General features: G+C 36.4%; 27 protein-coding genes. 16 read left to right on the forward strand and 11 right to left on the reverse strand.

The window, feature by feature from the left end:
- The first annotated feature begins 6 nt into the window (after window positions 1–6).
- Window positions 7–738: an MBL fold metallo-hydrolase gene (locus SFA27_RS11365; protein WP_407298124.1), complete on the forward strand. Its 732-nt coding sequence runs from the start codon at window positions 7–9 to the stop codon at window positions 736–738.
- A gap of 16 nt (window positions 739–754) precedes the next feature.
- On the opposite strand, the gene SFA27_RS11370 is transcribed toward SFA27_RS11365, so the two are convergent.
- Both SFA27_RS11370 and SFA27_RS11375 read right to left on the reverse strand, forming a co-directional pair.
- On the reverse strand, window positions 755–1,096 hold the full coding sequence (locus SFA27_RS11370) for a hypothetical protein (protein WP_052184581.1): 342 nt from the start codon (window positions 1,094–1,096) through the stop codon (window positions 755–757).
- A 519-nt stretch (window positions 1,097–1,615) separates the two neighbouring features.
- Window positions 1,616–2,242 carry a chloramphenicol acetyltransferase gene (locus SFA27_RS11375; protein ID WP_047374850.1) on the reverse strand — a complete coding sequence of 209 codons (627 nt, stop codon included), beginning with the start codon at window positions 2,240–2,242 and terminating at the stop codon, window positions 1,616–1,618.
- A gap of 207 nt (window positions 2,243–2,449) precedes the next feature.
- On the opposite strand from SFA27_RS11375, the gene SFA27_RS11380 reads away from it, so the two are divergent.
- The 4 genes from SFA27_RS11380 (at window position 2,450) to SFA27_RS11395 (ending at window position 5,555) form a co-directional block, all read left to right on the forward strand.
- Entirely contained in the window at window positions 2,450–3,310 is an 861-nt protein-coding gene (locus tag SFA27_RS11380) for an NAD(P)-dependent oxidoreductase (protein WP_407298167.1), read from the forward strand.
- An 11-nt stretch (window positions 3,311–3,321) separates the two neighbouring features.
- Window positions 3,322–3,768, forward strand: coding sequence for a PPC domain-containing DNA-binding protein (locus SFA27_RS11385; protein WP_407298125.1), 447 nt, complete (start codon window positions 3,322–3,324; stop codon window positions 3,766–3,768).
- Between the two features lie 48 nt (window positions 3,769–3,816).
- Window positions 3,817–4,401 (forward strand): Crp/Fnr family transcriptional regulator, encoded by a 585-nt coding sequence (locus SFA27_RS11390; protein ID WP_407298126.1) that lies wholly within the window; start codon window positions 3,817–3,819, stop codon window positions 4,399–4,401.
- An 86-nt stretch (window positions 4,402–4,487) separates the two neighbouring features.
- A complete protein-coding gene (locus tag SFA27_RS11395; RefSeq protein ID WP_407298127.1) occupies window positions 4,488–5,555 on the forward strand; it encodes an SDR family oxidoreductase in 1,068 nt (355 codons plus the stop codon).
- 233 nt (window positions 5,556–5,788) lie between these two features.
- Here SFA27_RS11395 and SFA27_RS11400 read toward each other — a convergent pair whose 3' ends face one another.
- The 3 genes from SFA27_RS11400 to SFA27_RS11410 are packed head-to-tail and all read right to left on the reverse strand — an operon-like array spanning window position 5,789 to window position 7,812.
- Window positions 5,789–6,595, reverse strand: a complete 807-nt coding sequence (locus SFA27_RS11400) for a helix-turn-helix domain-containing protein (protein WP_407298128.1) — start codon at window positions 6,593–6,595, stop codon at window positions 5,789–5,791.
- A gap of 18 nt (window positions 6,596–6,613) precedes the next feature.
- The gene (locus SFA27_RS11405) at window positions 6,614–7,015 is read right to left on the reverse strand and encodes a heme-binding protein (protein WP_264517961.1); all 402 of its coding nucleotides are present in this window, start codon (window positions 7,013–7,015) and stop codon (window positions 6,614–6,616) included.
- Window positions 7,016–7,020: 5 nt separating this feature from the next.
- Window positions 7,021–7,812: an SDR family oxidoreductase gene (locus tag SFA27_RS11410; protein WP_407298129.1), complete on the reverse strand. Its 792-nt coding sequence runs from the start codon at window positions 7,810–7,812 to the stop codon at window positions 7,021–7,023.
- Window positions 7,813–8,010: 198 nt separating this feature from the next.
- Here SFA27_RS11410 and SFA27_RS11415 point away from each other — a divergent pair, with 198 nt between their 5' ends.
- From SFA27_RS11415 to pdeM, 6 genes are all read left to right on the forward strand, one after another.
- The gene (locus SFA27_RS11415) at window positions 8,011–9,462 is read left to right on the forward strand and encodes a S41 family peptidase (protein WP_407298130.1); all 1,452 of its coding nucleotides are present in this window, start codon (window positions 8,011–8,013) and stop codon (window positions 9,460–9,462) included.
- 290 nt (window positions 9,463–9,752) lie between these two features.
- The gene (locus tag SFA27_RS11420; RefSeq protein WP_407298131.1) at window positions 9,753–10,760 is read left to right on the forward strand and encodes a ligase-associated DNA damage response exonuclease; all 1,008 of its coding nucleotides are present in this window, start codon (window positions 9,753–9,755) and stop codon (window positions 10,758–10,760) included.
- Window positions 10,757–12,337, forward strand: a complete 1,581-nt coding sequence (locus tag SFA27_RS11425) for an ATP-dependent DNA ligase (protein WP_407298132.1) — start codon at window positions 10,757–10,759, stop codon at window positions 12,335–12,337. The genes SFA27_RS11420 and SFA27_RS11425 overlap by 4 nt, the downstream gene beginning before the upstream one ends.
- 185 nt (window positions 12,338–12,522) lie before the next feature.
- On the forward strand, window positions 12,523–14,973 hold the full coding sequence (locus SFA27_RS11430) for a ligase-associated DNA damage response DEXH box helicase (protein WP_407298133.1): 2,451 nt from the start codon (window positions 12,523–12,525) through the stop codon (window positions 14,971–14,973).
- A 319-nt stretch (window positions 14,974–15,292) separates the two neighbouring features.
- The gene (locus SFA27_RS11435) at window positions 15,293–15,895 is read left to right on the forward strand and encodes a 2,3-diphosphoglycerate-dependent phosphoglycerate mutase (RefSeq protein WP_185097808.1); all 603 of its coding nucleotides are present in this window, start codon (window positions 15,293–15,295) and stop codon (window positions 15,893–15,895) included.
- Window positions 15,896–15,944: 49 nt separating this feature from the next.
- A complete protein-coding gene (gene pdeM / locus SFA27_RS11440; RefSeq protein WP_407298134.1) occupies window positions 15,945–16,589 on the forward strand; it encodes a ligase-associated DNA damage response endonuclease PdeM in 645 nt (214 codons plus the stop codon).
- 130 nt (window positions 16,590–16,719) lie between these two features.
- Here the strand turns inward: pdeM and SFA27_RS11445 are convergent, their stop codons facing one another.
- On the reverse strand, window positions 16,720–17,937 hold the full coding sequence (locus SFA27_RS11445; protein ID WP_407298135.1) for an MFS transporter: 1,218 nt from the start codon (window positions 17,935–17,937) through the stop codon (window positions 16,720–16,722).
- A gap of 149 nt (window positions 17,938–18,086) precedes the next feature.
- Between SFA27_RS11445 and SFA27_RS11450 the strand changes: the two genes are divergently transcribed.
- The 4 genes from SFA27_RS11450 (at window position 18,087) to SFA27_RS11465 (ending at window position 19,863) form a co-directional block, all read left to right on the forward strand.
- The gene (locus SFA27_RS11450) at window positions 18,087–18,677 is read left to right on the forward strand and encodes a TetR/AcrR family transcriptional regulator (RefSeq protein WP_407298136.1); all 591 of its coding nucleotides are present in this window, start codon (window positions 18,087–18,089) and stop codon (window positions 18,675–18,677) included.
- Window positions 18,678–18,746: 69 nt separating this feature from the next.
- Window positions 18,747–19,205 (forward strand): hypothetical protein, encoded by a 459-nt coding sequence (locus SFA27_RS11455; RefSeq protein ID WP_047374872.1) that lies wholly within the window; start codon window positions 18,747–18,749, stop codon window positions 19,203–19,205.
- A 2-nt stretch (window positions 19,206–19,207) separates the two neighbouring features.
- The gene (locus SFA27_RS11460) at window positions 19,208–19,510 is read left to right on the forward strand and encodes a DUF3817 domain-containing protein (protein ID WP_047374873.1); all 303 of its coding nucleotides are present in this window, start codon (window positions 19,208–19,210) and stop codon (window positions 19,508–19,510) included.
- On the forward strand, window positions 19,507–19,863 hold the full coding sequence (locus SFA27_RS11465) for a rhodanese-like domain-containing protein (RefSeq protein ID WP_047374875.1): 357 nt from the start codon (window positions 19,507–19,509) through the stop codon (window positions 19,861–19,863). The genes SFA27_RS11460 and SFA27_RS11465 overlap by 4 nt, the downstream gene beginning before the upstream one ends.
- Window positions 19,864–19,906: 43 nt before the next feature.
- Here SFA27_RS11465 and SFA27_RS11470 read toward each other — a convergent pair whose 3' ends face one another.
- Window positions 19,907–20,860, reverse strand: coding sequence for a nitrilase family protein (locus tag SFA27_RS11470; RefSeq protein WP_407298137.1), 954 nt, complete (start codon window positions 20,858–20,860; stop codon window positions 19,907–19,909).
- 66 nt (window positions 20,861–20,926) lie between these two features.
- Window positions 20,927–21,724, reverse strand: coding sequence for a helix-turn-helix domain-containing protein (locus SFA27_RS11475; protein ID WP_407298138.1), 798 nt, complete (start codon window positions 21,722–21,724; stop codon window positions 20,927–20,929).
- 216 nt (window positions 21,725–21,940) lie between these two features.
- Between SFA27_RS11475 and SFA27_RS11480 the strand changes: the two genes are divergently transcribed.
- Window positions 21,941–22,447 carry a pyridoxamine 5'-phosphate oxidase family protein gene (locus tag SFA27_RS11480; RefSeq protein WP_047374882.1) on the forward strand — a complete coding sequence of 169 codons (507 nt, stop codon included), beginning with the start codon at window positions 21,941–21,943 and terminating at the stop codon, window positions 22,445–22,447.
- A 133-nt stretch (window positions 22,448–22,580) separates the two neighbouring features.
- Here the strand turns inward: SFA27_RS11480 and SFA27_RS11485 are convergent, their stop codons facing one another.
- From SFA27_RS11485 to SFA27_RS11495, 3 genes are all read right to left on the reverse strand, one after another.
- The gene (locus SFA27_RS11485) at window positions 22,581–22,814 is read right to left on the reverse strand and encodes a hypothetical protein (RefSeq protein ID WP_047374883.1); all 234 of its coding nucleotides are present in this window, start codon (window positions 22,812–22,814) and stop codon (window positions 22,581–22,583) included.
- A gap of 9 nt (window positions 22,815–22,823) precedes the next feature.
- Window positions 22,824–23,708, reverse strand: a complete 885-nt coding sequence (locus SFA27_RS11490) for a dihydrodipicolinate synthase family protein (RefSeq protein ID WP_264517973.1) — start codon at window positions 23,706–23,708, stop codon at window positions 22,824–22,826.
- 134 nt (window positions 23,709–23,842) lie between these two features.
- Window positions 23,843–24,298, reverse strand: coding sequence for a cupin domain-containing protein (locus SFA27_RS11495; protein ID WP_034698222.1), 456 nt, complete (start codon window positions 24,296–24,298; stop codon window positions 23,843–23,845).
- Window positions 24,299–24,330: the final 32 nt, after the last annotated feature.

Consider the following 24,330-nt stretch of genomic DNA (forward strand, 5'->3'; position numbering starts at 1 on the left):
TGCAGCATGAAAATCATTCCACTCAAAGAAGGTAATTTTTCGGCAAGCAAAACCAAAGACTTTACTCTTTTAACAGAAGAAAATTTTGATAAGATCGGAGGAATTAAAATGTCTGTTCAGCCGTTTCTTATTATTACTGAAAATGATTATATCCTTTTGGATGCTGGAATTGGCTGGAAAAATGAGTCCGGAAAAACGGTGGTTTCAGAAATTATTGAAAAGGAAAATATCCGTCCTGAGCAAATCACAAAGTTACTGCTGTCCCATCTTCATAAAGATCATATTGAAGGGGCTGTAAAGCTTACCGAAAATGGTTTTGAAGCTGCTTTTCCTAATGCTCAGATCTATATACAGAAACGTGAACTTGATTTTGCAATGGAAAAGAAAGGGAATCCTTCTTTTGACTTTGATATATTGGAAAAATTGATTCAGCTCCCCAATATTACCTGGATGAATGAAGATAAAGGGCAGATCACAGATGAAATTTCCTATGAAGTGGCAGGAGGACACACTCCTTTTATGCAGGTTTTCTGGATCAGAGAAAATGAAGAAACGGCTTTCTATGGAGCTGATGACCTTCCGCAGGCTTCTTATTTAAAATACCATGTAGCCTATAAAAGTGACTTTGACGGCAGAAAAGCAATGGAATTAAGACTTCAGTGGGAAAAAGATGCAAGAGAAAACAATTGGAAAATCCTTTTGTATCATGATCTGGATAAAGCCGTAGTAGAAATATAAATGTCGAAAAAATGGTTTAAATTTCATTAAACCATTTATAGATATCAAATTCAGAAGGAATATTCAGTTTTTTTCTGATCCTGTTTTTTCTGTTTTGTATTGCTTTTGGGGTAACAAAAATACACGTAGCAATTTCTTTAGTCGTCATATTGAGCTTAAGATAAATACAAAAGATCAGTTCAGAATTTTTAAGGGAAGGCTGTATATCGGATAACTTTTTAAAAAAATCAGGATAAACCAGTCTGAATTTGTTCAAGAGACGAGGGGAATTTGCTTTCGCCAACGCCATTATCTCGTCCTGTACAAGAATCTTTTGTTTTAAATCCTCTAAGTTAGTTTCAGGTTTTCTATTTTTCATATTACTTTTTCATCTCTACTTATTTCAGATGCAATAACTTTTGAGCATCAGTATAAAGCTTTTTTATCTCATCAATCTGTTTCCTGATAATGTAATATCATGAACAAAATGATTTCTATATATTCAAAAATTAATTGTTTTTTTAATGTAATCCAATGATAAACAACATTTAATTGTATTCAGCAAATGATTAAGTAAAAAAACATCACCTATAAATTTCGGTTTATTTTTATACAGGCAAAGAAAGACAAAATGATTAAAATTTTATTAAAACCGTGTACCACATAGATACCACGTTACATCTTGAACTAAAATATCATAACTGCTTTTATCAGCCCGTTTCCTCATTATCTGCTTTGCCATTTCATAATTGTAAATGTAATAGATTCCTATGTTTACTTTTTATGATCTCGATCAATGTTTTCTGCGTATTCATACCGAAATGAAAAAGAAGTATCAATACTAAAAATCCGGATTTACAATAAATCCGGATTTCAAATACATTATATAGTGTATCTATTATTGATCCAGTTCTTTCTGAAACTCTTCAAGATATTTAGCAATGTGAATTCCGTCTGCCAATCCATGATGTGCTTCAATGGAAACCGGAAGATATTTTTTGCCCTCTTTGATATTGAACCTTCCAAAAGCGATTTTAGGAACTGATTCTGTTGTATTAAAATCTGTAGGATGCAATATTGCAGTGAACGAATTCCATGGAATAGTCGTGTGTCTGATGTGGTCTTTTCCCAGTCTTTCATTGCTTAATCTCAAACCAGAAGTCTCATGTACCCCTTTTATCTCTTCCTGCAAAGAAGCATTGAATGTTTCGAAATCTTCTGAGAAAGGAGTGAATGAAAAACCGAAAGTTCCATCTGGTCTTCCAATGGTGCTGCCGGCATGAACTGTATCAAACTGTATCACCTGCCCATCAATAATTCTGAGTTTTAATTCATCTACTTTATTGACAGCCACCATAGATTTGTGATAATAATAAGCAAAAAATGAATACCCTTTTTCTTTCGCTGTGTCATATGCTTTTGTACAGTCTACTTCCGTTGTAAATCCAAAATAAGGGCTTGCCATATTAGAAAAAAATTCAAAATGTTCTTTTCTGTTCCAGTTGTCTATATCTACAATCTTCATTGATTCTTATTTGCTGCAAATTTCTGAAAGTTTCTCCGGTTTTAAAAGCTTATGGATAAAAATATAATTAAAACTTAATTTCGTAAAGTGATTGTTTGGTCGATATTTTGCTGCAAAACAGACGTGTTTTATACTTTCATCTATCTACATTCAAATAACTCCTTTTCATTCAGGAGATTGAAAACATAAAACTTAATTACTAACAAAATACAAAATAGGACAATGGAAAAAATCGGATTCATCGGATTAGGAAATATGGGCCACCCCATGGCAAAGAATATTGAAAAAGCAGGATTTCCACTTTCGGTTTACAACAGATCTCCTGAAAAAGCCAAGGATTTTGCTGAAAAATCTACTGTCTGTAATCAAATTCAAGATCTGGTACAAAACAGTGATATTATATTCACAATGCTGACCAACGACAGTGCTGTAAAAGCAGTATATGAAGAAATCCTTCCTTTAAACATTCAAGGAAAGCTCTTTATAGATATGAGTACCATTTCTCCTGAAGCCTCAAAAGAAACCGCAGCTGCTTTGAAAATAAAAGAAGCTTCCTTTATTGATGCTCCCGTAGCGGGCAGTACCCAGCCAGCAAAGGAAGGAACACTGATCATTATGGCTGGAGGTGAAGAAAAGGATATCCAGTTCGCCATGCCTTATCTTTTGAAAATGGGAAAATCTGTAAAACATTTGGGTGAAAACGGAAAAGGGATCGCAGGAAAACTCTCTATCAATTATTTTCTGTCCACTATTTATCAGGGACTGGCAGAAACTGTTTTGCTGTCCGGAAAATTAGGAATTGAAAGGTCAGATATGCTGGAAATCATTAATGAAAGTGCCAGTGGAAGCGGTGCTACCAAAGTAAAAACACCCTTATTAATAGCAGACCAATACGCTCCGGCATTTGCCCTTGATCTGATGCTTAAAGACATCCTTCTAGCCAAAAATGCAGGCGCTGATTATCCTTTATCTGAAGCCTTGATCCAGACCTATCAAAATGCCCATGACAAAGGCTTTGGTCAGGATGATGTTATAGGAATCATCAATTATTTAAAAACAATAGGATAAATAAGGAGATCATGAATTACAAAGGAAACCATTGGTCTGCAAGAAAAGTAGATCAGATTTATATAGTAAGTCTTGACAATCATTCCAATATTGTAGAAGCTTTAACGGACTTTATTCAGGATCAAAATATTCAGGCAGGAGAAGTTACCGGGATAGGAGCTGTGAGTAAAGCCACTCTCCGGTTCTTTAATCCGGTAACCAAAAAATATGTGGATAAGACTTTCAAAGAACAAATGGAGGTCACCAATATTTCCGGAAATATATCTGAGATAGAGGGAAGACCAACTCTACATCTTCATATTACATTGGGAAGAGAAGATTATACGGCTTTGGCCGGACATCTTTTAGAAGCCAAAATTCAGGGAGCTGCAGAATTTATATTCTATCCATTGAATACCAGAATTGTAAAAAGGAAAAATGAACACATAGGAATTAACCTTTATGATTTTGAAAAATAAGATCCTGGTTGCTGCTGAAAGTAGTATTTTTGATGAAATATTTATTTAATGTTTGAAGTGCTGCTTTCCCATATCGAAAATAAGGTTGATATCACAAACGAACAGAAAAATCAGGTTCAGTCTTTCTTTACCCTTAAAAAACTTCGTAAAAAACAATATCTGCTTCAGGAAGGAGATATCTGCAAATCACTGTCTTTTGTAAGCAAAGGTTTGCTAAAATCTTATTTTCTGGATGAAAAAGGAAATGAACACATCAATATGTTTGCCTTTGAAGGCTGGTGGATCTCAGATTTCAACAGTTTTATCAATCAGGAAAAATCGGTACTGAATATTGATGCTGTTGAAGAAACTGAAGTCCTGATGATTACATTGGAAAACTACGAAAAAATGATGGTAGAAATCCCTGTGATGGACCGGTATTTCAGAATCTTATACCAAAACAGCCTCGTCACGAAAGATTACAGGCTCATTGTGTCCAATAGCTATACAGCCGAAGAAAAATACCTTCAGCTGGCACAAAAGAACCCTGAAATGATCAAAAGAGTCCCTCATAATCTTATCGCCTCTTATCTTGGTCTTGCCCCAGAAACTGTGAGCAGGATCCGTAAAAAGAATTCCCTGAGTAACACTTGATCCAGATCAACCCAAACACATGATTCAAATCAAGCATAAAAGCTTCTATCCAGCCATAATTTTGTACAAGAAATTTTACAATACTTATGGAAAATATTGCATTGGTAGTAGGAGCTACCGGAATTACAGGAAGCAATCTTGCAGAAGAACTGCTTGCACAGGGTTGGATAACATACGGATTATCCAGAAACCCCAATACAAATATCCCTGGTCTTCGTCCGATTAAAGCAGATCTGATGAATGAGCAGAATCTTGCAGAAGCACTGGAAGACATCTCTCCCACTCATATTTACTTTACCACATGGATGCGCAATGATACTGAAGAAGAAAATATCCGTGTCAACAGCATGCTGGTGAGAAATCTGTTAAACATTTTATCTCCCAAAAAGTCAGTTCAGCATGTGGCTTTGGTTACAGGATTGAAACATTATTTGGGACCATTTGAGGCATACGCTAAAGAAGGAGTTTTACCTGAAACACCAGTAAGAGAAGAACATCCAAGACTTCCTCTCCCCAACTTTTATTATGCACAGGAAGACGAGGTATACAAAGCTTCAGAAAGAGACGGTTTTACATGGAGCATTCACAGGCCTCACACAGTAGTTGGGTATGCGGTAGGAAACCTGATGAATATCGGAACCACATTGGCCATATATGCCAGCATCTGTAAGGAAACAGGAAGAAAATTTACCTGGCCTGGATCTGAAGCTCAGTGGAATGGTGTTTCTGATGTAACAGATGCCAGAATATTAGCTAAGCAGTTGGTCTGGGCATCATCTACAGAATCAGCAAAAAATCAGGCTTTTAATATTGCCAATGGAGATGTTTTCCGATGGAAATGGCTGTGGAAAAGATTAGCAGACTGGTTCGGTGTAGAAGCAGAAGGCTTCGATGGTACAATAAGGCCTCTTGAAAAGGAACTTGAAAACGATCACGGAACCTGGACAGCCATTGCAGAGAAATATAAGCTAAAAGAAAGCAATCTTGACCGTCTGTCTTCAGCATGGCATACTGATCTGGATCTTGGAAGACCTCTGGAAGTGATGTGTGATCTATCAAAAAGCAGAAAACTTGGCTTTACTGCTTATACAAGCACAGAAGATTCTTTTATCAATGTCTTTGAAAGATTAAGAGCTGAAAATATGATCCCTTAATAACATGTAGGAAAACGCAAAGACATAGGAAAATCATAAATGATTGATAGATTCTCGCAGATTTTGTGATTAATCAACAATAAAATAATGCTTTGAAATATTCAGTGTTAATTTCTATCGGAGATAAAATCCTTGCGGCTTATAATCATCACATTGAAAAACTTTTCTTGCGTCTTTGCGCTTTTCCAACAGTTAAACTATAGTATAATTTGCGTTTTTTTAATGGTTAAAAGCTATACCTCTGTAGTGGTAACTCCAAATTTCTTTTTGAAAGAAGAATAAAAATGGGATAAATTCTCAAAACCCAGATCAAGATAGATCTCTGAAGGTTTTTTATCTCTGTTTTTAATTAAATAATAGGCTTCCTTTAATCTTTTTTCTTTCAGCCACTGTTTAGGTGTCATCTCAAATATTCTATTAAAATCCCTTTTAAAACCTGACAGACTACGACCTGTAAGTCTTGCAAAAGCATCTACCGATACATTGAACATGAAGTTTTTATTCATAAACTCTGCAAGGTCAATTTTATGAGGTTCAGAAAAATCAAAAAGAAGATTTTTAAGATCAGGATTACTCAATAAAAGGAGTTCTATGGCCTCTTTCACCTTTAAAACAGCTAATTTTGGCGGGATTTCCTGTGTTTTATTAATGTAAGGAATAAGAGAAGCAAAATAGCTCTTAAAAAAATCATCGGGTTCAAAAAACAACCGCTGATTCCCTGGAAAATTGCTGTTTATGGTTATCTTGTTTTCAGTGGCGTACTGTCTCAGTGTTTCATCATCAAGTGTGATTGAGATAAACTGATACTTTTCATGAGCTGAAGGATATTTAATAGTTCTGATCAGTTGATTTTTCCTGACCAGAACCACTGTATTTTCTTTAATCACCGTTTTCCCCTGTTCGTGGAAAGCATGGGTCTCTCCGGAGATCTGAAATCCCAGAAAATGATCCGGAATAAACTCCTCATGCCCTCTGTAAGATTCAAAGGCACATGAATAAACCAGTTTATCAAATATGATCTCAGAAGAATTGTTTTCCATTATACAAATATCTGAAATTTAAACAATAGCCCGCGCTCCTGCCTCAGCAATTTCTTTATCCTGCTCCGGAGTTCCTCCTGAAGAACCAATTGCACCAATGATCTTTCCGGCTGTATCTTTTAAGACAACACCACCTGCAATAGTCAGAAGCCCATCATTTGAATTCAGCATTCCGTAGCCGTGAATTCCGGTTTCTGAGATAATTCCTCCCATCAAATCACTGTCTACTCCAAACATGACAGCGGTTTTTGCTTTTTTAATGGCAAAATCAATCACTCCGTAGACACTGTTCAGTCTTGCCAATGCAACAAGGTGTCCTCCGGTATCTACCACAGAAATACTCACAGGAATATTCAAAGATAATGCCTTTTCTTTGGCTGCCTGTAAGGCTTTTTCTGCTGTGTTATAATTTAATTCCATGATATTTAGCTTTTTGCGGTCCATGCATCTGCCTGGAGCTGTTTTACAAAATCTTCAGTTTCTTTTGGATGTACATTTCTGAAATGACTCTCATCATCTAAAGCTACATTTACAATCACCTCCGCCATAGACTGTGGATTCAGCTGGTGGGCCAAAGATTCTGCCGCACCATCAAAAGCTGATTCCGGAGTGAAGTTAATTTTCGGATCATACCAATGAAAAATAGAATCTACTCCCCTGTCATTAAATCCTGTTCCAAATACTCCTGGATTACAAGTTGCAATTTTGATATTGAATGGAGCAAGCTCCGTTCTCAACCCTTCAGCAATAGATTCCAATGCATGCTTTGATGCACAATAAGCTGCCACATACGGAACCGTCCATAAACCTCCCATTGAAGATGTGAAAACAATCTTACCGTTTTTCTTCTCAACAAACTTTTTGATAAATCCCTGTGCAAGATTTAATGCACCAAATACATTCACTTCAAACATAGAACGTATAATATCTACCGGCTGTTCTGCAATCGGGCCGCCTTCCATAATTCCGGCATTGCTGACCAGAATATCTATATCATCATATTTCTTTAAGATATAATCTACATCTCTTTGGCTGGTTACATCCAGTTTATCCACCGTAATGTCAATTCCCTGTTCTTTCGCTTCACGGATTAAATCACTCATTTGAGGATAGACTTGTGTAGTGGCAATTACTTTATGCCCTTTTTTAGCAAGATCAAAAGCAGCAATCTTTCCGAATCCACTTGCTGCACCTGTAATTAAAATTGTTTTACTCATTGTATTCTTTTTTAATGATGATACAAATTTCTGAGATTTCAGGAAGTTTAATATTGCTGCAGCGTTCAATTTTATATTGCTGAAAAGTTCAGATAACCAAGTAAAAAAGTAATTTCTTGCTAAATAAATGCTCTTTTAAAATCATAAAAAAATAGAATTATCGTTAGATTTGTAGCTTTCAAACTAAAAAAACCATGTATGCTTAAAATTAAGACACTCTTTTTAATTTTTTTATCCTCCTCTTCTTTTAGCTTTGCTCAAAACTGTACTTGTGAAAGCAACTTTCAATGGGTAAAAAAAACATTCGAGGAAAATGATGCCGGGTATCAATATATGATTGATAAAAAAGGAATTCCGGCTTATCAGGCTCATAATAATGAATTTCTGAGCAAAATTAAAAATGTAAAATCTGATACAGAATGCCAACAGACCCTTTATGAATGGCTTAAATTCTTCAGATCTGGTCATATTTCTATCAAAATGATCGAAAAAGATAACCAGCAGGCCCAGCCTCAGCCAGCAGTCTCAGCGATAGACAGTAAAACAGAAACGGTAAAATTAGATCTTAAAAAATTTGAAAAAGAAGTTGTCTCTAAAAAAGACACAGATATTGAAGGAATCTGGGAAGTTGATCCATATACAATAGGAATTAAAAAATTTGGAGACGTCTACAAAGGTTTTATCATTAAATCCGGAGCAGAAAACTGGAAACCTTATGAATTAAAACTGACTTTTAACGCTGATAAAACTAAAGGAACTTATTATCTGAGAAATAAGACTGGACAGGAAATTCATAACATGAGACTTGTTGGAAAAAACTATCTGGAAATTAATGATTTTACCATGAAGAGAGTTTCCCCGAAATTTGAAAAAGAAGAAGGAATTGAAACTTACTATCAGGCGATTTTGGCTCAAAAACCTTTCCTGAAAGAGCTTAATAAAACTACTCTGCTTTTGAGAATCCCTTCATTCAATGGTGCTTTGAAAAAAGATATTGACAGTGTCATTACAGCCAATCAATCTAAAATTGAAAGTACAGAAAACCTCATTATTGATATCAGATATAATGGTGGCGGCAGTGATAACAGTTTTTCTAAAATTATTCCATATCTCTACACAAATCCTATAAGAAGTGTCAGAACGCAGCTTTATTCTACAAAACTGAATAATCAGAGAATGTTAGACTTTTATGATAATTACCAGAAATATGGAATGCCGGTTGAAGAAAGAGAATATCTGAAGAAGGCTTACGATAAATTAAGCAAGAATTTAGGCAAATTTGTAAGTCTACAGGATGATGGAAATATTGTAGGAATCAATAAAATGGATAAAATTACACCTTATCCAAAGAACGTAGGAATTATCATTAATGAAGGGAATGGCAGTACAGCGGAAGAATTTTTACTGGCAGCCAAACAAAGCAAAAAAGTAAAGCTTTTTGGAACCACAACAGCCGGTGTTTTGGATATTTCCAATATGTATTTCGTAAATTCTCCCTGCAATGAATTCAAACTCGGATATTCACTCTCTAAGAGCTTCCGTATTCCGGATATGGCCATTGACGGAAAAGGAATTCAACCCGATTATTTTATAGATAAAACAATTCCGGATTATCAATGGATTGACTTCGTAAATGATGTGCTGAATTAAAAATAAACTATACAAGCTGTTTCTATTCGAAACAGCTTGTATATGCTTTTAAATCTTGTTGTAATCCTTCCTGACATTATTTTTAACACTACAGAATATCAATAGAAATGGGCTTTAGCCCATTTAATAAAAAAATATCATCATTGGCTTTAGCCGAACCCTATTATAAATATTCATTCATACAACTGAAAGTTGGCTTGATATTTCACTTTTTAATCGATAAAAAATAAACAGTTTGTTATAAATTGGTTAAGTTTTTGAAGCTTATTCTATAAAAACCAGCCACACCATTGAAATTAATCACATTTACAAAAAAAGGAATTTACTGTCCATTGGGAAAATTCTATATAGATCCCTGGAGGCCTGTTGACATAGCGGTTATTACCCATGGCCATGCCGATCATGCCCGTTGGGGAATGAAAAAATATCTTTGTCACCATTTTACCAAACCTATTCTGCATCAGAGAATCGGAACTGATATCGAATGCCAGAGTCTGGAATATGGAGAAATTATAATTATCAATGGGGTAAAGCTTTCTCTTCATCCTGCAGGACATATTATTGGTTCTGCACAGATCAGACTTGAATATAAAGGGTATGTGACTGTTATTTCGGGGGATTATAAAGTACAGGATGACGGACTGAGCACTCCTTTCGAGCTGATAAAATGCAATGAATTTGTCACAGAAAGTACTTTTGGACTTCCCATTTACAACTGGCTTGAAGTTCCGGATTTAAATAAAAAGCTTCAGAACTGGGTACTGAAGAATAAGGAAAACAATAAAACATCAGTCTTTATTGGGTATTCTTTAGGAAAAGCCCAACGTATTATGAAGGCGGTGGAAGAATTAGGAAAAATATACGTCCATTATTCTATCGGAAAACTGAATGAAGCCTTTGAAACAGCAGGAATTAATCTTCCCGAATATACAATTGCAGATTTCAGAGAACGACCGAAAGAAATGGAACATGAAATTGTTATTGTTCCTCCTGCTTTACTAGACAGTAATATCATTAAGAAAATTCCAGATCCGGCCACAGCAATATGCTCCGGCTGGATGCAGGTTCGTGGCGCCAGAAGATGGCGGAGTGCAGATGCAGGCTTTGCAATGAGTGACCATGCAGACTGGAAGGGATTGCTCCAGACCGTAAAAGCAACGGAAGCTGAGATTGTGCACGTCACCCACGGACAAACGGAGGTCTTTTCAAAATATCTGAATGAAATCGGAATTAAAGCCGATGTTGTAGAAACACTTTACGGCGATGACGAAGAAAAATCTGAAAACCCGGAATCATGAGACATTTTGCAGACCTTATCAACGCGTTGGAAACCACCAATAAGACCAATGCTAAAATTGATGCCATCATCGATTATCTGGAACGTGCTCTTGATGAAGATAAAGTGTGGTTTATTGCCTTATTTACCGGGAAGCGACCCAAAAGAAATGTGAATACCAATTACATGAAAGAATGGGCTCTGGAAATCACAAAACTACCCTACTGGCTGTTTCAGGAATCTTATTCTTCGGTAGGAGATCTTGGAGAAACGTTATCATTAATTCTTCCGCCACCACAGGAAAAAATAGACCGTTCATTATCAGAATGGATGAACGATATTGTCAGTTTAAAAGGGAAAATAGATACAGAAAAAAAAGAATTTGTATTGCACTCATGGAATGGTTTGGACTATACGGAACGATTGATTTTTAATAAATTAATTGGCGGAAGCTTTCGGATTGGAGTATCAGACAAAACATTAATCAATGCACTGACCAAATTTTCGGGACAGGAATCTAGCGCATTGATGCACAGTTTAATGGGTAAATGGCTGCCGGATGAAGTTTCCTTCAAAGAACTTATTGATGCAGAAAATGTAAATCCCGACAACTCAAAACCCTACCCCTTCTGTCTTGCCTATCCTTTGGAAAAAGAAACTGAAGAACTGGGAAATCCGGATGAATGGCTGGTAGAATATAAGTGGGATGGAATACGCGGACAGATCATTCGGAGAAACAATGAAGTCTTCATCTGGTCAAGAGGTGAAGAACTCGTAACAGAACAATTTCCGGAGATTGCAGAAGTGGTAAAAGCCATGAAAGGCAATTTTGTGATAGATGGAGAAATACTTGCAGTAAAAGATGGTAAAATTTTAAATTTCAACGAATTACAAAAAAGATTAAACAGAAAAACTTTAACTAAAAAAATGCTGTCGGAAATTCCGATAGAAGTCTTTGCATATGATTTACTAGAGCTTGAAAATAATGATCTAAGAGAAAAACCCATCTCTGCAAGAAGAGCTTTGCTTGAAGAATTATTATTGAATGAAAATCCCCAAAACATCAAAATTTCCAAAAGTCTGGATTTTGAAAAATGGGAAGAATTGGATGCTCTTCGTGAAAATTCAAGAGACATAAACAGTGAAGGATTAATGTTAAAACAAAAAAATTCTCCTTACCATTCCGGACGAAAAAAAGGCGACTGGTGGAAGTGGAAAATCAATCCGTTTACCATTGATGCAGTGCTTATTTATGCTCAGAAAGGAAGCGGCAGACGAAGTGCCTATTACACCGATTATACTTTTGCCGTAAAAAACGGAGATAATCTGGTGACCATCGCCAAAGCCTATTCTGGGTTGACAGATAAAGAAATAATGGAAGTGAGCCGGTTTGTGACCAAAAATGCCATTGAGAAATTTGGACCTGTGAGAACAGTAAAAGCAGAACTGGTCTTCGAAATTGCTTTTGAAGGCATAGGCTTAAGCAACCGTCATAAAAGTGGTGTAGCCCTCAGGTTTCCAAGAATTGTAAGATGGCGGAAAGACAAAACAGTAGATGAAATCGACTCTCTTGAAGAAATAAAAAAATTAATACAATAATATTTTAACGCAAAGGCGCAAGGACTTTTTATGATAGCGTAATATTTTTCGATCGCAACGGCACTCTGTTCAGCTATAGAAAAATATTGTCGTTGCTGAGTGAAACGCCCTTGCGATCGAAAATTAAACAATATCAAATAAAAACTTAGCGCTCTTTTGCGTTAAAAATTTAAATAAAAATAGAATTGGCTGCTTTTGAACATACCGATGGATTTAAGATCATTCAGCAATGGATGACCGGTAAAGAGATTGTCCCTTTTAAATTTCAGCTGGAAACCTGGAAGAAGTTTGGAAATGGGTACAGCGGAATGGTAGTGGCTCCGACAGGTTTTGGAAAAACTTTTTCTGTTTTTTTAGCCTTAATTTCAGATTTCCTGAATCATCCTGAGCAATACAAAAAAGGATTGAAAATGATCTGGATCACACCTCTCCGCTCTCTGTCCAAAGATATTGCGAAGGCAATGCAGGAAGCAATTGACGACATCGGACTTGATTGGGCTGTAGGCGTAAGAAACGGAGATACTGATCCGAAGGTAAGGCAACAACAGGTAAAAAAGATGCCTGAAATTCTTGTTGTAACTCCTGAAAGTCTTCATTTACTTCTTGCTCAGAAAAATCATGAAACCTTTTTCAGAGATATGAAATGTGTAGCTGTGGATGAATGGCACGAATTACTGGGCTCAAAGCGTGGTGTCATGGTAGAACTAGCCGTTTCACAGCTTAGAAAATATGTTCCGAAAATTAAAATCTGGGGCATTACAGCTACCATTGGAAATCTGGATGAAGCTATGGAAGTTCTTATTCCGTATGATATTAAAAAAACAAAAATTACAGCTAAAGAGCACAAAAAAATAGATATTCTCCCGGTTTTTCCGGACGAAATCGAAATATTACCCTGGGCAGGACATCTTGGAAACAAACTCGCAGATAAAGTTGTCCCGATTATTCTTGAATCGAAGTCCACAATTGTATTTACGAATACCAGAAGCCAAAGTGAAATGTGGTATCAGCTTTTGCTGGATGCCCATCCTGATTTTGCAGGCCAGATTGCAATTCATCATAGTTCCATTGATGCCCATTTAAGAATCTGGATTGAAGAAAATTTAAGCTCCGGAAAATTAAAAGCCGTAGTATCTACTTCATCCCTCGATCTTGGAATTGATTTTAAACCAGTAGACACTGTTATTCAGGTAGGATCTGCCAAAGGTGTTGCGAGGTTTCTCCAAAGGGCCGGACGCAGTGGCCATTCTCCTTTTGAAACCTCCAGAATCTATTGTGTTCCCACCCATTCTCTGGAACTGATTGAAGTTTCTGCGTTAAAAGAAGCCGTAAAACAGAAAGTTGTTGAGCCCAGAGAGCCACAGGTTTTATGTTTCGATGTGCTGGTTCAGTTTCTAATGACACTGGCTGTTGGTGATGGTTTTTATCCTGATGAGCTGTATGAAAGAATCAAAAAAGTATATGCCTTCCAGGAAATGCTGGACGAAGAATGGAAAAGCATTCTGGAATTCCTTACCATTGGCGGCAGCGTGTTGAAAAGCTATGAAGAATTCCACAAGATCGTTATTATGGACGATGGCCTTTATAAAGTTACTTCAAGAAAGATAGCCATGCTCCACAGAATGAATATGGGCGTGATTGTAAGTGATGCCATGCTGAAAGTGAAATTTATTTCGGGGGGGTATATCGGAATGATTGAAGAATATTTTATTTCAAAATTAAAAAAAGAAGAAAAGTTTATTCTCGCCGGACGTACGCTTGAGGTTGTCATTATCAAAGATATGACTGTTTATGTAAGAGCAGCCAAAGGAAGAGCTCTGGTTCCCAGTTATCTTGGCGGAAGACTGCCTCTAAGTACCAATCTGGGACACTTTTTAAGAGAAAAATTGTCACATGCCTTAAACCCCAGGACTTCTGAAAAAGAGCTTAAATTTCTGCATCCTTTACTGATCAATCAGGAAAAAAATTCCCATATTCCCAAAGAAGATGAGTTTCTTGTCGAAATGATTAAAAACCGTGAAGGATATCATTTGTTTATGTATCCTTTTGAAGGCCGTCTCGTGCATGAAGTAATGGCAGCTTTGATTGCTTACCGTATCTCAAAACTGGCCCCTATTTCCTTTTCAATGGCAATGAATGATTACGGATTCGAGCTGTTCAGTGATAAAGAAATTCCGCTTAATGAAAATAATCTGCACCTGATTTTAACCAGAGATAATCTGATGAATGATGTGATTGCAAGTATCAATTCTGCTGAAATGGCGAAGAGAAAATTCAGAGATATTGCAGTAATTTCAGGAATGGTGATTCAAAACTATGCCGGGCAACAACGCTCCAATAAATCATTGCAGAGTTCTGCAGGGCTTATTTTTAAAGTACTGGAAGACCATGATTCCAATCACTTTTTAATAAAACAGGCCTATACGGAAGTCTTTAATATGCAGCTTCAGGAGCAGCGGCTGGTAGAAGCATTTAAACGGATTGAAAAATCTGAAATTATTCTAAAACATTCCCGTTCTTTTACCCCGCTCAGCTTCCCGATCAAAGTAGACAGCTTAAGGCAGACACTTTCGAGTGAGGGACTGGATGCAAGGATTAAGAGAATGCTGAAACTGTCTGATATAAATGATCTATGATGATCAATACAACTATTACTTTCTTGTATAAGTTTACTTTTCTAAAGGAAAATGTCATTAGATATTGGATCATCGCAAAGGCGCAAAAAGATTAAAATAAAAGCTTTTTTAAGGCGCAAAGATTTTATCTCCGATAAAATTTAGTCCTGTTAATCTTTTTGTGCCTTTGCGAGATTCCAAAATTTATAAAATCAAATAAAAAAACTTATCGTTTTAATCTTATTCTTAGCCTAATATTCTAAGTTAATTTTCTTGATAAGTTTAAATAATCATCGTAACTTAGAGTATACCTTCTTAGAAGTTGTAAAAAATTTAAATAATGGAAAAATTGTTCTTGGTCCGTCACGGACAGTCACTGTGGAATCTGGAAAACAGATTTACAGGATGGAAAGATATTGATATAACCGAAACCGGCATTGAAGAAGCCAAAAAAGCAGGTCTTGCGTTAAAAGGAGAAAGAATAGATATCGCATTTACTTCTGCACTGGTCAGAGCTCAGCATACCTTATCCATCATCCTCAATGAAATAGGAAACCCCAATATTCCAGTCATCAAAGACAAAGCGTTAAACGAGCGTTCTTACGGAAACCTGGAAGGATTAAACAAAGCAGAAACTGCTTTAAAATATGGTGATGAGCAGGTTCATACCTGGCGTAGATCTTTTGATGTTGTGCCTCCCGGAGGAGAAAGTCTTAAAGATACCTACAACAGAGTCATTCCTTATTTTGAAAGTCAGATAAGACCTCTATTAAAAAAAGGCGAAAATGTATTGATTGTGGCTCATGGAAACAGCCTTCGTGCACTGATCATGTATCTTGAACATCTTTCTCCTGAAGAAATTTTAGAAAGAGAAATAGCTACTGGCTTTCCTCTGACTTATGTTTTTGATGAAAAGTTTCATGTAAGCCGGAAGGTCGGCTGATTCAATTAATATAACGTAACTTTAAACATTAAATTTTCTATTATAAAGCGTGTTTATAGCAACCAAAAGCATTTCTGTCCAATGCCATACTTTCATTCTGACTAATCAGCGTGCAGCATTCTGGGAAAAAGAAAAGGCTCTTATTCTTTCTGATCTTCACATTGGAAAAACAGCACATTTCCGCAAAAATGGTATTGCTCTCGCCAATCATATTATGAAAAGCGACTTGGAAAGATTATCAGCATTGATTGAATATTTTCAGCCCGAAAAATTTATTGTAGTTGGTGATCTGTTACATGCCGGAGACAATTCTGATGTGGATGAATTCTGTATTTGGAAAAACCAATATCCCAATATACAGTTTTATCTTATTGAAGGAAATCATGACCGGATATCAGAAGTACTGGAAAAAAAGCTGTGCTTTCATCACAAATCTGAGTGGCTGGAAATAGATGATATTACTTTTATTCACAATTTTGATACAACCAGATCAGGATTCCAGATTACCGGACACATTCATCCAGGAATTGTCCTTAATTCTGCTGTAAAAAATATCAGACTTCCCTGCTTTGCTCTCAGCAGCAGCCAGTTGTTGCTTCCTGCTTTCAGTGAATTTACAGGGCTGAATACCAAAAACCTTCCTAAGAACAGTATATTTTTTGTGTTTACAGATGCTGAGATTTATGAAATCTGATAATCTAAGGTAATTCCAATAGATTTTGATGCTAGAAATGAGTTTTACTAAAAAGTTGAAAGTTTCTTTACATTGAAATCCATGTTAAGGTTTAAAACCTTGACATGGATTGATAATTCAGATAAAAATCTTAATTTTTCTTGCTTAAACGGATACTGTACACTGTAATCAATACTGTAACTAACAGAAATAAAGCCCCTATCCATGGTGTACTTTCCAATCCTAAAGATGAAGTCACAATCATTCCTCCTGCATAAGACCCGATTGCAATACCGATATTAAAAGCGGCAATATTGATCCCTGAAGCTACATCTTCAGTTCCAGGAAGTTCCTTTTCTGCAATCTGTACCACTAATAACTGAAGTCCAGGCACGGAAGCAAACGATAATGCTCCTAAAAGGAAAAGTGTAATGATGCTTAAAACCGGACTGCTTACCGTGAAATAAAACGCAAGTAATACCAATCCCTGTGCTGCAAACATCCATAAAAGGGCTTTCAGCGGGTTTTTATTGGCTACTTTCCCACCAATCAGGTTTCCAAGGGCAATGGCAATTCCATAAATCAAAAGGATAAAAGTAACGGTAGACTCCTGAAATCCTGTAATTTTCTGTAAAATAGGTGACAGATAAGTAAACACTACAAATGTTCCTCCATATCCCATCGCTGTCATTAAAAAAGCAAAAATCAGACGTCTGTTTCCCAGTACTTTAAACTGACTTTTTATAGAAGCTGTTTTTCCATTTTTCAGATTGTTCGGAACTAATAACAAACTGGCTATCAGCCCTATGATTCCAAGGATTGAAACGCCTATAAAAGTAGCTCTCCATCCGAAATGCTGTCCTATGAAAGTTCCTAGCGGAACTCCTGTTACAATGGCGAGTGTAAGCCCGGCAAACATAATGGATATAGCGGTTGCTCTTTTCTCTTCAGGAACCAGCGAAGCAGCAATGGTAGAACCTATGGAAAAGTAAACACCATGGGCCAATCCCGTAAGTATTCTTGCCAGAACTAATGTTATAAAACTGGGAGCAATAGACGCCAGACCGTTTCCAATAACAAATAGCATCATAATGGAAACCAAAAGCATTTTACGTGGAACTTTTGCTGTTAATGCCGTTAATATTGGTGCCCCGATAGCTACTCCTATTGCATAAAGGCTTACCAGCAGCCCTGCAGAAGGAATGGTTATTCCAAGGTCAGAGGCTACGGTAGGAAGTAGCCCTACAATTACAAACTCTGTAGTTCCTATTCCGAAGGCACTAATCGTTAATGCCCATAAAGCTGCAGGAAGACCTTTTTTAGCAGTCTGTGTTGCAGTATTGATCTGTATTTCTTTTTGATAATTCATTGTCTTGTATTTTGTTGATATTGACAAGGCAAATTTCCGACGAATAATTGTATTATAAAAATTATTTAAATAACACTAATATATCAGAATAATGATAGTTTCATTTTAAGTATAAAATTTGTTCCTTTGTACATTAATCAGTCATTTTAATGAAGAAATCAGAAGCAACCCGTCTTACTATTCTCCAGAAAGCGTTCGAATTAATCTATGTGAAAGGTTTTCAGACCACAAGCATTGATGAAATTATTGCAACGACTCAGGTGACTAAGGGTGCTTTTTATTATCATTTTAAAACCAAGGATGAAATGGGATTGGCCATTATCAACGAACTGATGAAGCCCAATTTCAGACGTAATTTTATTGAATCTCTTCAGAATAACAAGAACCCACTGGACAATATTTATGAGATCATCTACAATCTCCTGATGGAAAATGACTTTTTAAAGGTTGAATACGGCTGCCCTACTTCTAATTTTGTACAGCAAATGGCACCATGGCATACTGCCTTTACCCAGGCTCTTCATGAACTTTCAAAAGAATGGGAAAGTGCTTTCTCAGAAAATATTGAAAAAGGTAAGGAAGCAGGAATCATTAAGAAAGATGTAAATGCCAGAGAAGTGAGCGTTTTTGTTATTTCCGGTTATTGGGGAGTCAGAAATCTTGGAAAAGTTGAAAATTCTAAAGAGGTATATCTAATTTATTTAAAAGGACTTAAGTCTTATTTTAAAACTTTGCAATAATTTTTTACTTAAAAACATACTACTTAGTATGTTTTTGTTTTACCTTTGCTCTGTTCTAAAAAATACCCAATGTATCAAACCCTTACTTTTTTACATTCTCAAACACGCTGGCTGGTTTTAATAAGCCTGATGTATGCCATTTATCGTTCTTACAAGGGATATTCCTCAGACAGGAAATTTACCGGAACAGATAACTCTGTGAGACACTGGACAGCTACCATAGCTCATGTACAATTAATTATCGGAATGATATTCTATTTCAAAAGTCCTGTGATCCAATACTTCTGGAAAAATTTTAATGAAGCCAAAGAATCTTTTGAACACCTGTTTTTCGGACTGATTCATATTTCATTGATGATTACAGCTGTTGTGATAATTACTATTGGTTCCGCTTTAGCCAAAAGAAAATTTTCAGACAAGGACAAATTCAAAACCATGGGCATCTGGTTTTCTGTTGCATTGATCATTATTTTCATTGCAATTCCGTGGCCCTTTTCTCCTTTAGCAAACAGACCTTATTTCAGATAATTATGATAGATTTATTGAAAACAAAAATCGGCAGGCTAAGAGTTCTGGCGATTCTGGAAGGCATTTCCCTGCTAAGTTTAGTATGCATTGCCGTTCCTATGAAATACTGGATGGGAAATCCTTTACTGGTGAGACTGTTAGGCCCCGTTCATGGAACATTATTCCTGCTCTTTCTGTTCAATACGCTGAGCATTGGTGTAGAACAGAACTGGAAGTTCAAAGAAATAACCTGGAAGATCATTCTGGCTTGTTTCATCCCGTTCGGAACATTTTATATTGACCGGAAAATTTTAAGCAAGCTATGAAAAGTATTCTGATCATGTGCGGCATAGCTATTACAGTATATGTTGTATATAAAATTTATCGTCTTCAGACCTTAGATAACGGATTGTCTGAACTGATTAAAAAAGGAGCCGTCATTCTTGATGTAAGAACTGAAAAAGAATACAAAACGGGACATATAGAAGGAGCTGTCAATATTTCATTAGGAACCATCAGAGAACGATATGTAGAATTGAATCCTGAAAAAACATACATCACAGTATGTTCACATGGACTTCGAAGTGTAAAAGCAGAAAATATCCTTAAAGAAAAAGGGTTCAAACATATTTATAATGGCGGTGCCTGGAGTGATCTTCAAAAAACAATCCGTCAATAAAATAAACCCTCCTCAGATCTCTGTCGCAGGAGGGTTTTTATTTTTAAACGATCTTATCATCCAGCCATACAACTTTTTGTTCAGATGAATGCTCCTGCCCTATGATATCCCTGTATAGCTCAGGTCTTCGGGCCTTAATATATCTGTATCCTCCTGCCTGATTAAGTTTTTCAGGAGTAATAACCACAGACTCAAAACTATCATCCCACGAGCGGCATTCTGCAATCACGTCTCCGAAAGGATCTATAATCATGGAACATCCGTTTTTCAGCTGGTCATCGTCCATCCCCACAGGGTTTGAAAAAACAATATAAGCTCCGTTATCATAAGCTCTTGATGGAAGCCATTTCATCAGCCAGTCTCTGCCTTTCATTCCTTCAAATTCAAGACGTAGAGACGTAGGATCTGCTATCCTGTTTTCCCAAAGATGAGGATCTACAAATCCGGCTCCCGGTCTTGTGGAAGGAGTACACATCGTGACATGGGGCATAAAGATAATCTCTGCACCAAGAAGTCTGGTAGCTCTTACGTTTTCAATAATATTGTTATCATAGCAGATGAGAATACCACACTTCCAGCCCATGATATCAAATACACAATATTCATTACCGGGATTAAGATGAGGATTGATAAAAGGATGCAACTTTCTGTACTTAGCCTTCAGTCCGGTTTTATCAACGCATACATAAGCTTTAAAAAGATTATCATATTCATCTTTTTCAAACAACCCGGCTAATATAGTGATGTCATTCTGAGCTGCAATCTCCTGCAGTTTTTGAATACTATCCCCTTCCGGAATGCGTTCCGCAATATCAAGAAGCTGTTCTTTAGAAAGTTTTCGTGCAAAAGTGTAACCTGTAATGGAACATTCATGAAAAGCAATGACATGAGATCCCTGGGAAGCGGCCTGACTGGCCAGTTTTTCTATGACAGAAAGATTATAAGCTTTATCACCGCTTTTATTTTCAAATTGTGCGGTTGAAATTTTAATATTCATTGATTTTTTTTAAGCAAAACTAGATGACTCCGCTTATCAAAAATTGTAAAAAACCGACATATTGATTTATAACTCAATGAAATTGACAGCCATTTTATTTTCTGTCTTCAAATACTGTTTGGGAGTAAGCCCGATATTGTTTTTAAATTCCCTGATAAGATGAGACTGGTCAGAATATCCGGCTTCATAAGAAAGCATCGTCATACTTTTATCATCAATACCTTTATTGATAAGGCTTAAAAAGTAATGAAGACGGGTAATATTGCCATATTTTTTAGGAGATATTCCCATATGAAATTCAAATTTCCTTTCCAGGTGACGTTCAGAATATCCTGTGAATTTTTCTAAGTCTTTAGATGACACAAGCCCTCTGTTTTGAAGAATATACTGCTGTGTAGCCACTATAACATTATGATCCGTACTCATTGTTTTGGATAAAAATTCAGTAAAAAAAATATTCAGCTCATTGATAATGGTCAGAGGATTAGTTTTCTTAAAAAGTTTTTCCTGAAATACTTTCAGCTTATCCTTTAAAATATCTTCAGCAGAGACAATATGATTTCTAATCTCTTTGGCGGAAGTTTTTAAAAGGACATTTAAAAAATAGGGCTGGAATACAATGGCAATCAAAGAAAATTTTCCTTTTGAAAAGAAATCTTTATAACCATTTAGAGTTCCATAAAAAAAAGAAAGCGGCATCCGATCTTCTGAAATACCGGAATACAGATTTATATCACCAGATAAAATAAGTCCGGAACTGCCATCAGTAAACAGCCGTAAATTTCTTATATCTCTTTCAGAATTTTCCAAAAAGATATAATGCCTGATAAAAGGGGCCAAATGTTTAGGCGGTGAAATCTGCATCCATCAAATGTACGCAAAACTTATTGGCAGAAAAAGATAACATTTATCCGTAAAATCTGCGAGAGATAATAAGCAATATCTTCTGCTATCCTTGGATTTTCAAACAAATCTCCATTAGTTTCTGAAAAGAAATCAAGCCCAGGTACCACGTTTTATTGCCTTTTGGTCAGGTATTTGAATGGTTTAGCCTATACCAACCACCTAAAATATTATAGTATGTCAACACAGAATCTCAGCCATCTTGAGGCTATTAAAAAAATCAAAGAATTGTCAGAAAGTGCAAAAATTTGTATGTTCTGTACAGAATTGGAAACCGTTCCTGTTAATTCAAGACCCATGACTCTGCAGGAAACTGATGATAATGGAAATCTCTGGTTTATCAGCAGCGGAACAAGCAATAAAAATTTTGAAATAAAAGAAGACCGAAGAGTACAGCTGTTTTTTATGAATAATAGTGATTCCCAATATCTTTCTGTATACGGAAAGGCTTCTGTTTATAAAGATAAAGCTACCATAGAAGATAAATGGTCTCCTCTGGCTAAAGCATGGTTTGACGGAAAGGATGATCCCAATGTTACCATTATCCGTGTAGAACCTAAAGAAACCTATTACTGGGATACCAAGGCAGGAAAACTAGTCAGCCTCTTCAGTTTTGTTGCTTCTGCAATAACAGGGCATAAAACCAATAATTCTGATGGTGTAGAAGGAAATGCAATAATTTAGAAGGTTCAAAATAAACCATAAATTCTCTCACAGACTATGCAGATCTTTCAACAATTATCTGCGTAATTCGTGGAATCTATGAGATATAGAAAACGGCTCAAGGAATTGAGCCGTTTATACAAGATTAATAATGCTAATTTTTCACATCTTCTATAGATGCTCCAAAATTAATATGAAGTACATTCCCGTTAGGAGCTACTAAAGCTGGCACAGATTTTACTCCTGCCTTTTCAGCGTCTTCAATTCTGTTTTTATCATTACCCAAATGGATAATTTCAACGTTTTCCAAACCTATAAGGTTAACGATGTCATGTTCTGCGCTGATACATACAGGACATCCCGCATGATAAAAAATGGATTTTTTCATAAGATTGCATTAATTAATAAGGGGGTTAAGAATATTTTTTAGTTCTTCAGTTTCTTTTTCCTGAAGAGGTTTTAAAGGGCTTCTCAAATTTCCGCCGTCTTCACCCAGAATTGTAAGTCCTGATTTTACAGCTCTTGGCAACCCTTTGTTCACAATAAATTTTAAAAGATCAAACTGCTGATAGAAAATGGCTTTTGCTTTTTCAAGATCACCGTCCTCAACTGCATTATAAAGGCTGATATTCAACTCAGGAATAAGATTTGGAGCCGCTGTACACCAGCCCCTTGCCCCTGCGGAGAATGCTGCAAGTGCCAAAGGATTAGAACCGTTATAGAATGCCACTTCTTCACCCAATTCTCTTCTCAAAGCGTGCATCCTTTGAACATCTCCTGTACTTTCTTTAATCATCGTTACATTAGGAATTTCAAGAAGTCTCTTCAACAAGGCGGGTGACATGTCTACTCCACTTGTTGCCGGATTATTGTATGCCATAATCGGGATCGATATTTTACTTGCTACAGCATCATAATGGGTTACAATTTCGTCGTCAGTTAGCTTCCAGTAGCTCATTGGAATTATCATCACTGCATCAGCACCTGCTTTTTCTGCAAACTGAGCATGGTGAATGGTTTTTTCCGTTGTAAGATTTGAAACCCCTACAAGAGTCGGAATTCTTCCTTTTACCTGCTGCAAAGTAGCTTCCGTCACTTCTTCTTTTTCTTCATCAGATAAGTAAGGCATTACACCTGTACTCCCCAATGGAGCGATTCCATGGCTTCCGGAAGCTACCAGCCTTTCTACGAGATGCTTGAAAAGAGGAATATTTACTTTCTCATTTTCATCAAAAGGTGTTATGGGATAGGCAATAATCCCTTTAAATGGAACATTTTTCATGTTTTGCTGGTTTAAAAATTTAGATAGTTAGTTAGAAGATTGAAACCATTAAGAGAGAATGCTTTAAAAAAAAATCATATCCGACATCAATAAAATGTAATCAAATATTCACTTAATGGTTTAATATATTGATATTAAAGATCTCTGCCTTCCTCTTCTCTCAACGCAACGCCCAGGTTCTGCAATTGAGGAGCATTTTCACAGGCAATATATTTGGCAGGCTCCGTATCGCTTAGGTTCTGATGTTTGTGCCATGCCCATGAAGGAATATATACAGCATCTCCCGCTTCCCAATGTACCCTTTCATCTTCTACTTCCGTCCAGCCTTTCCCTTCTATTACAAATAATACTGTTTCATATGTATGACGGTGCCTGTTGGTTTGTTGCCCGGGAGTGAGTCCGCCAATTGTCATACTTACATTCTTACTCGGAAGATCTACAAAGAAAACCGGATGTTTCCTTTCTGTCGAAAACTGATTATGTTCACCTGCATTTTCTACATTCTTATGAATTAAATGGCTTGGCTTTACATACTTTGGTCTTGCAAAAGTTTCGTGGAAATCTTTAGAACTGAATTGTTTCTTATCCATGATTTTAAAATTATTATGGTTTTGTGCTTTAT

Source organism: Chryseobacterium sp. HR92, assembly GCF_045689405.1.
In the GTDB taxonomy this organism is placed as follows: Bacteria; Bacteroidota; Bacteroidia; order Flavobacteriales; family Weeksellaceae; genus Chryseobacterium; species Chryseobacterium viscerum_A.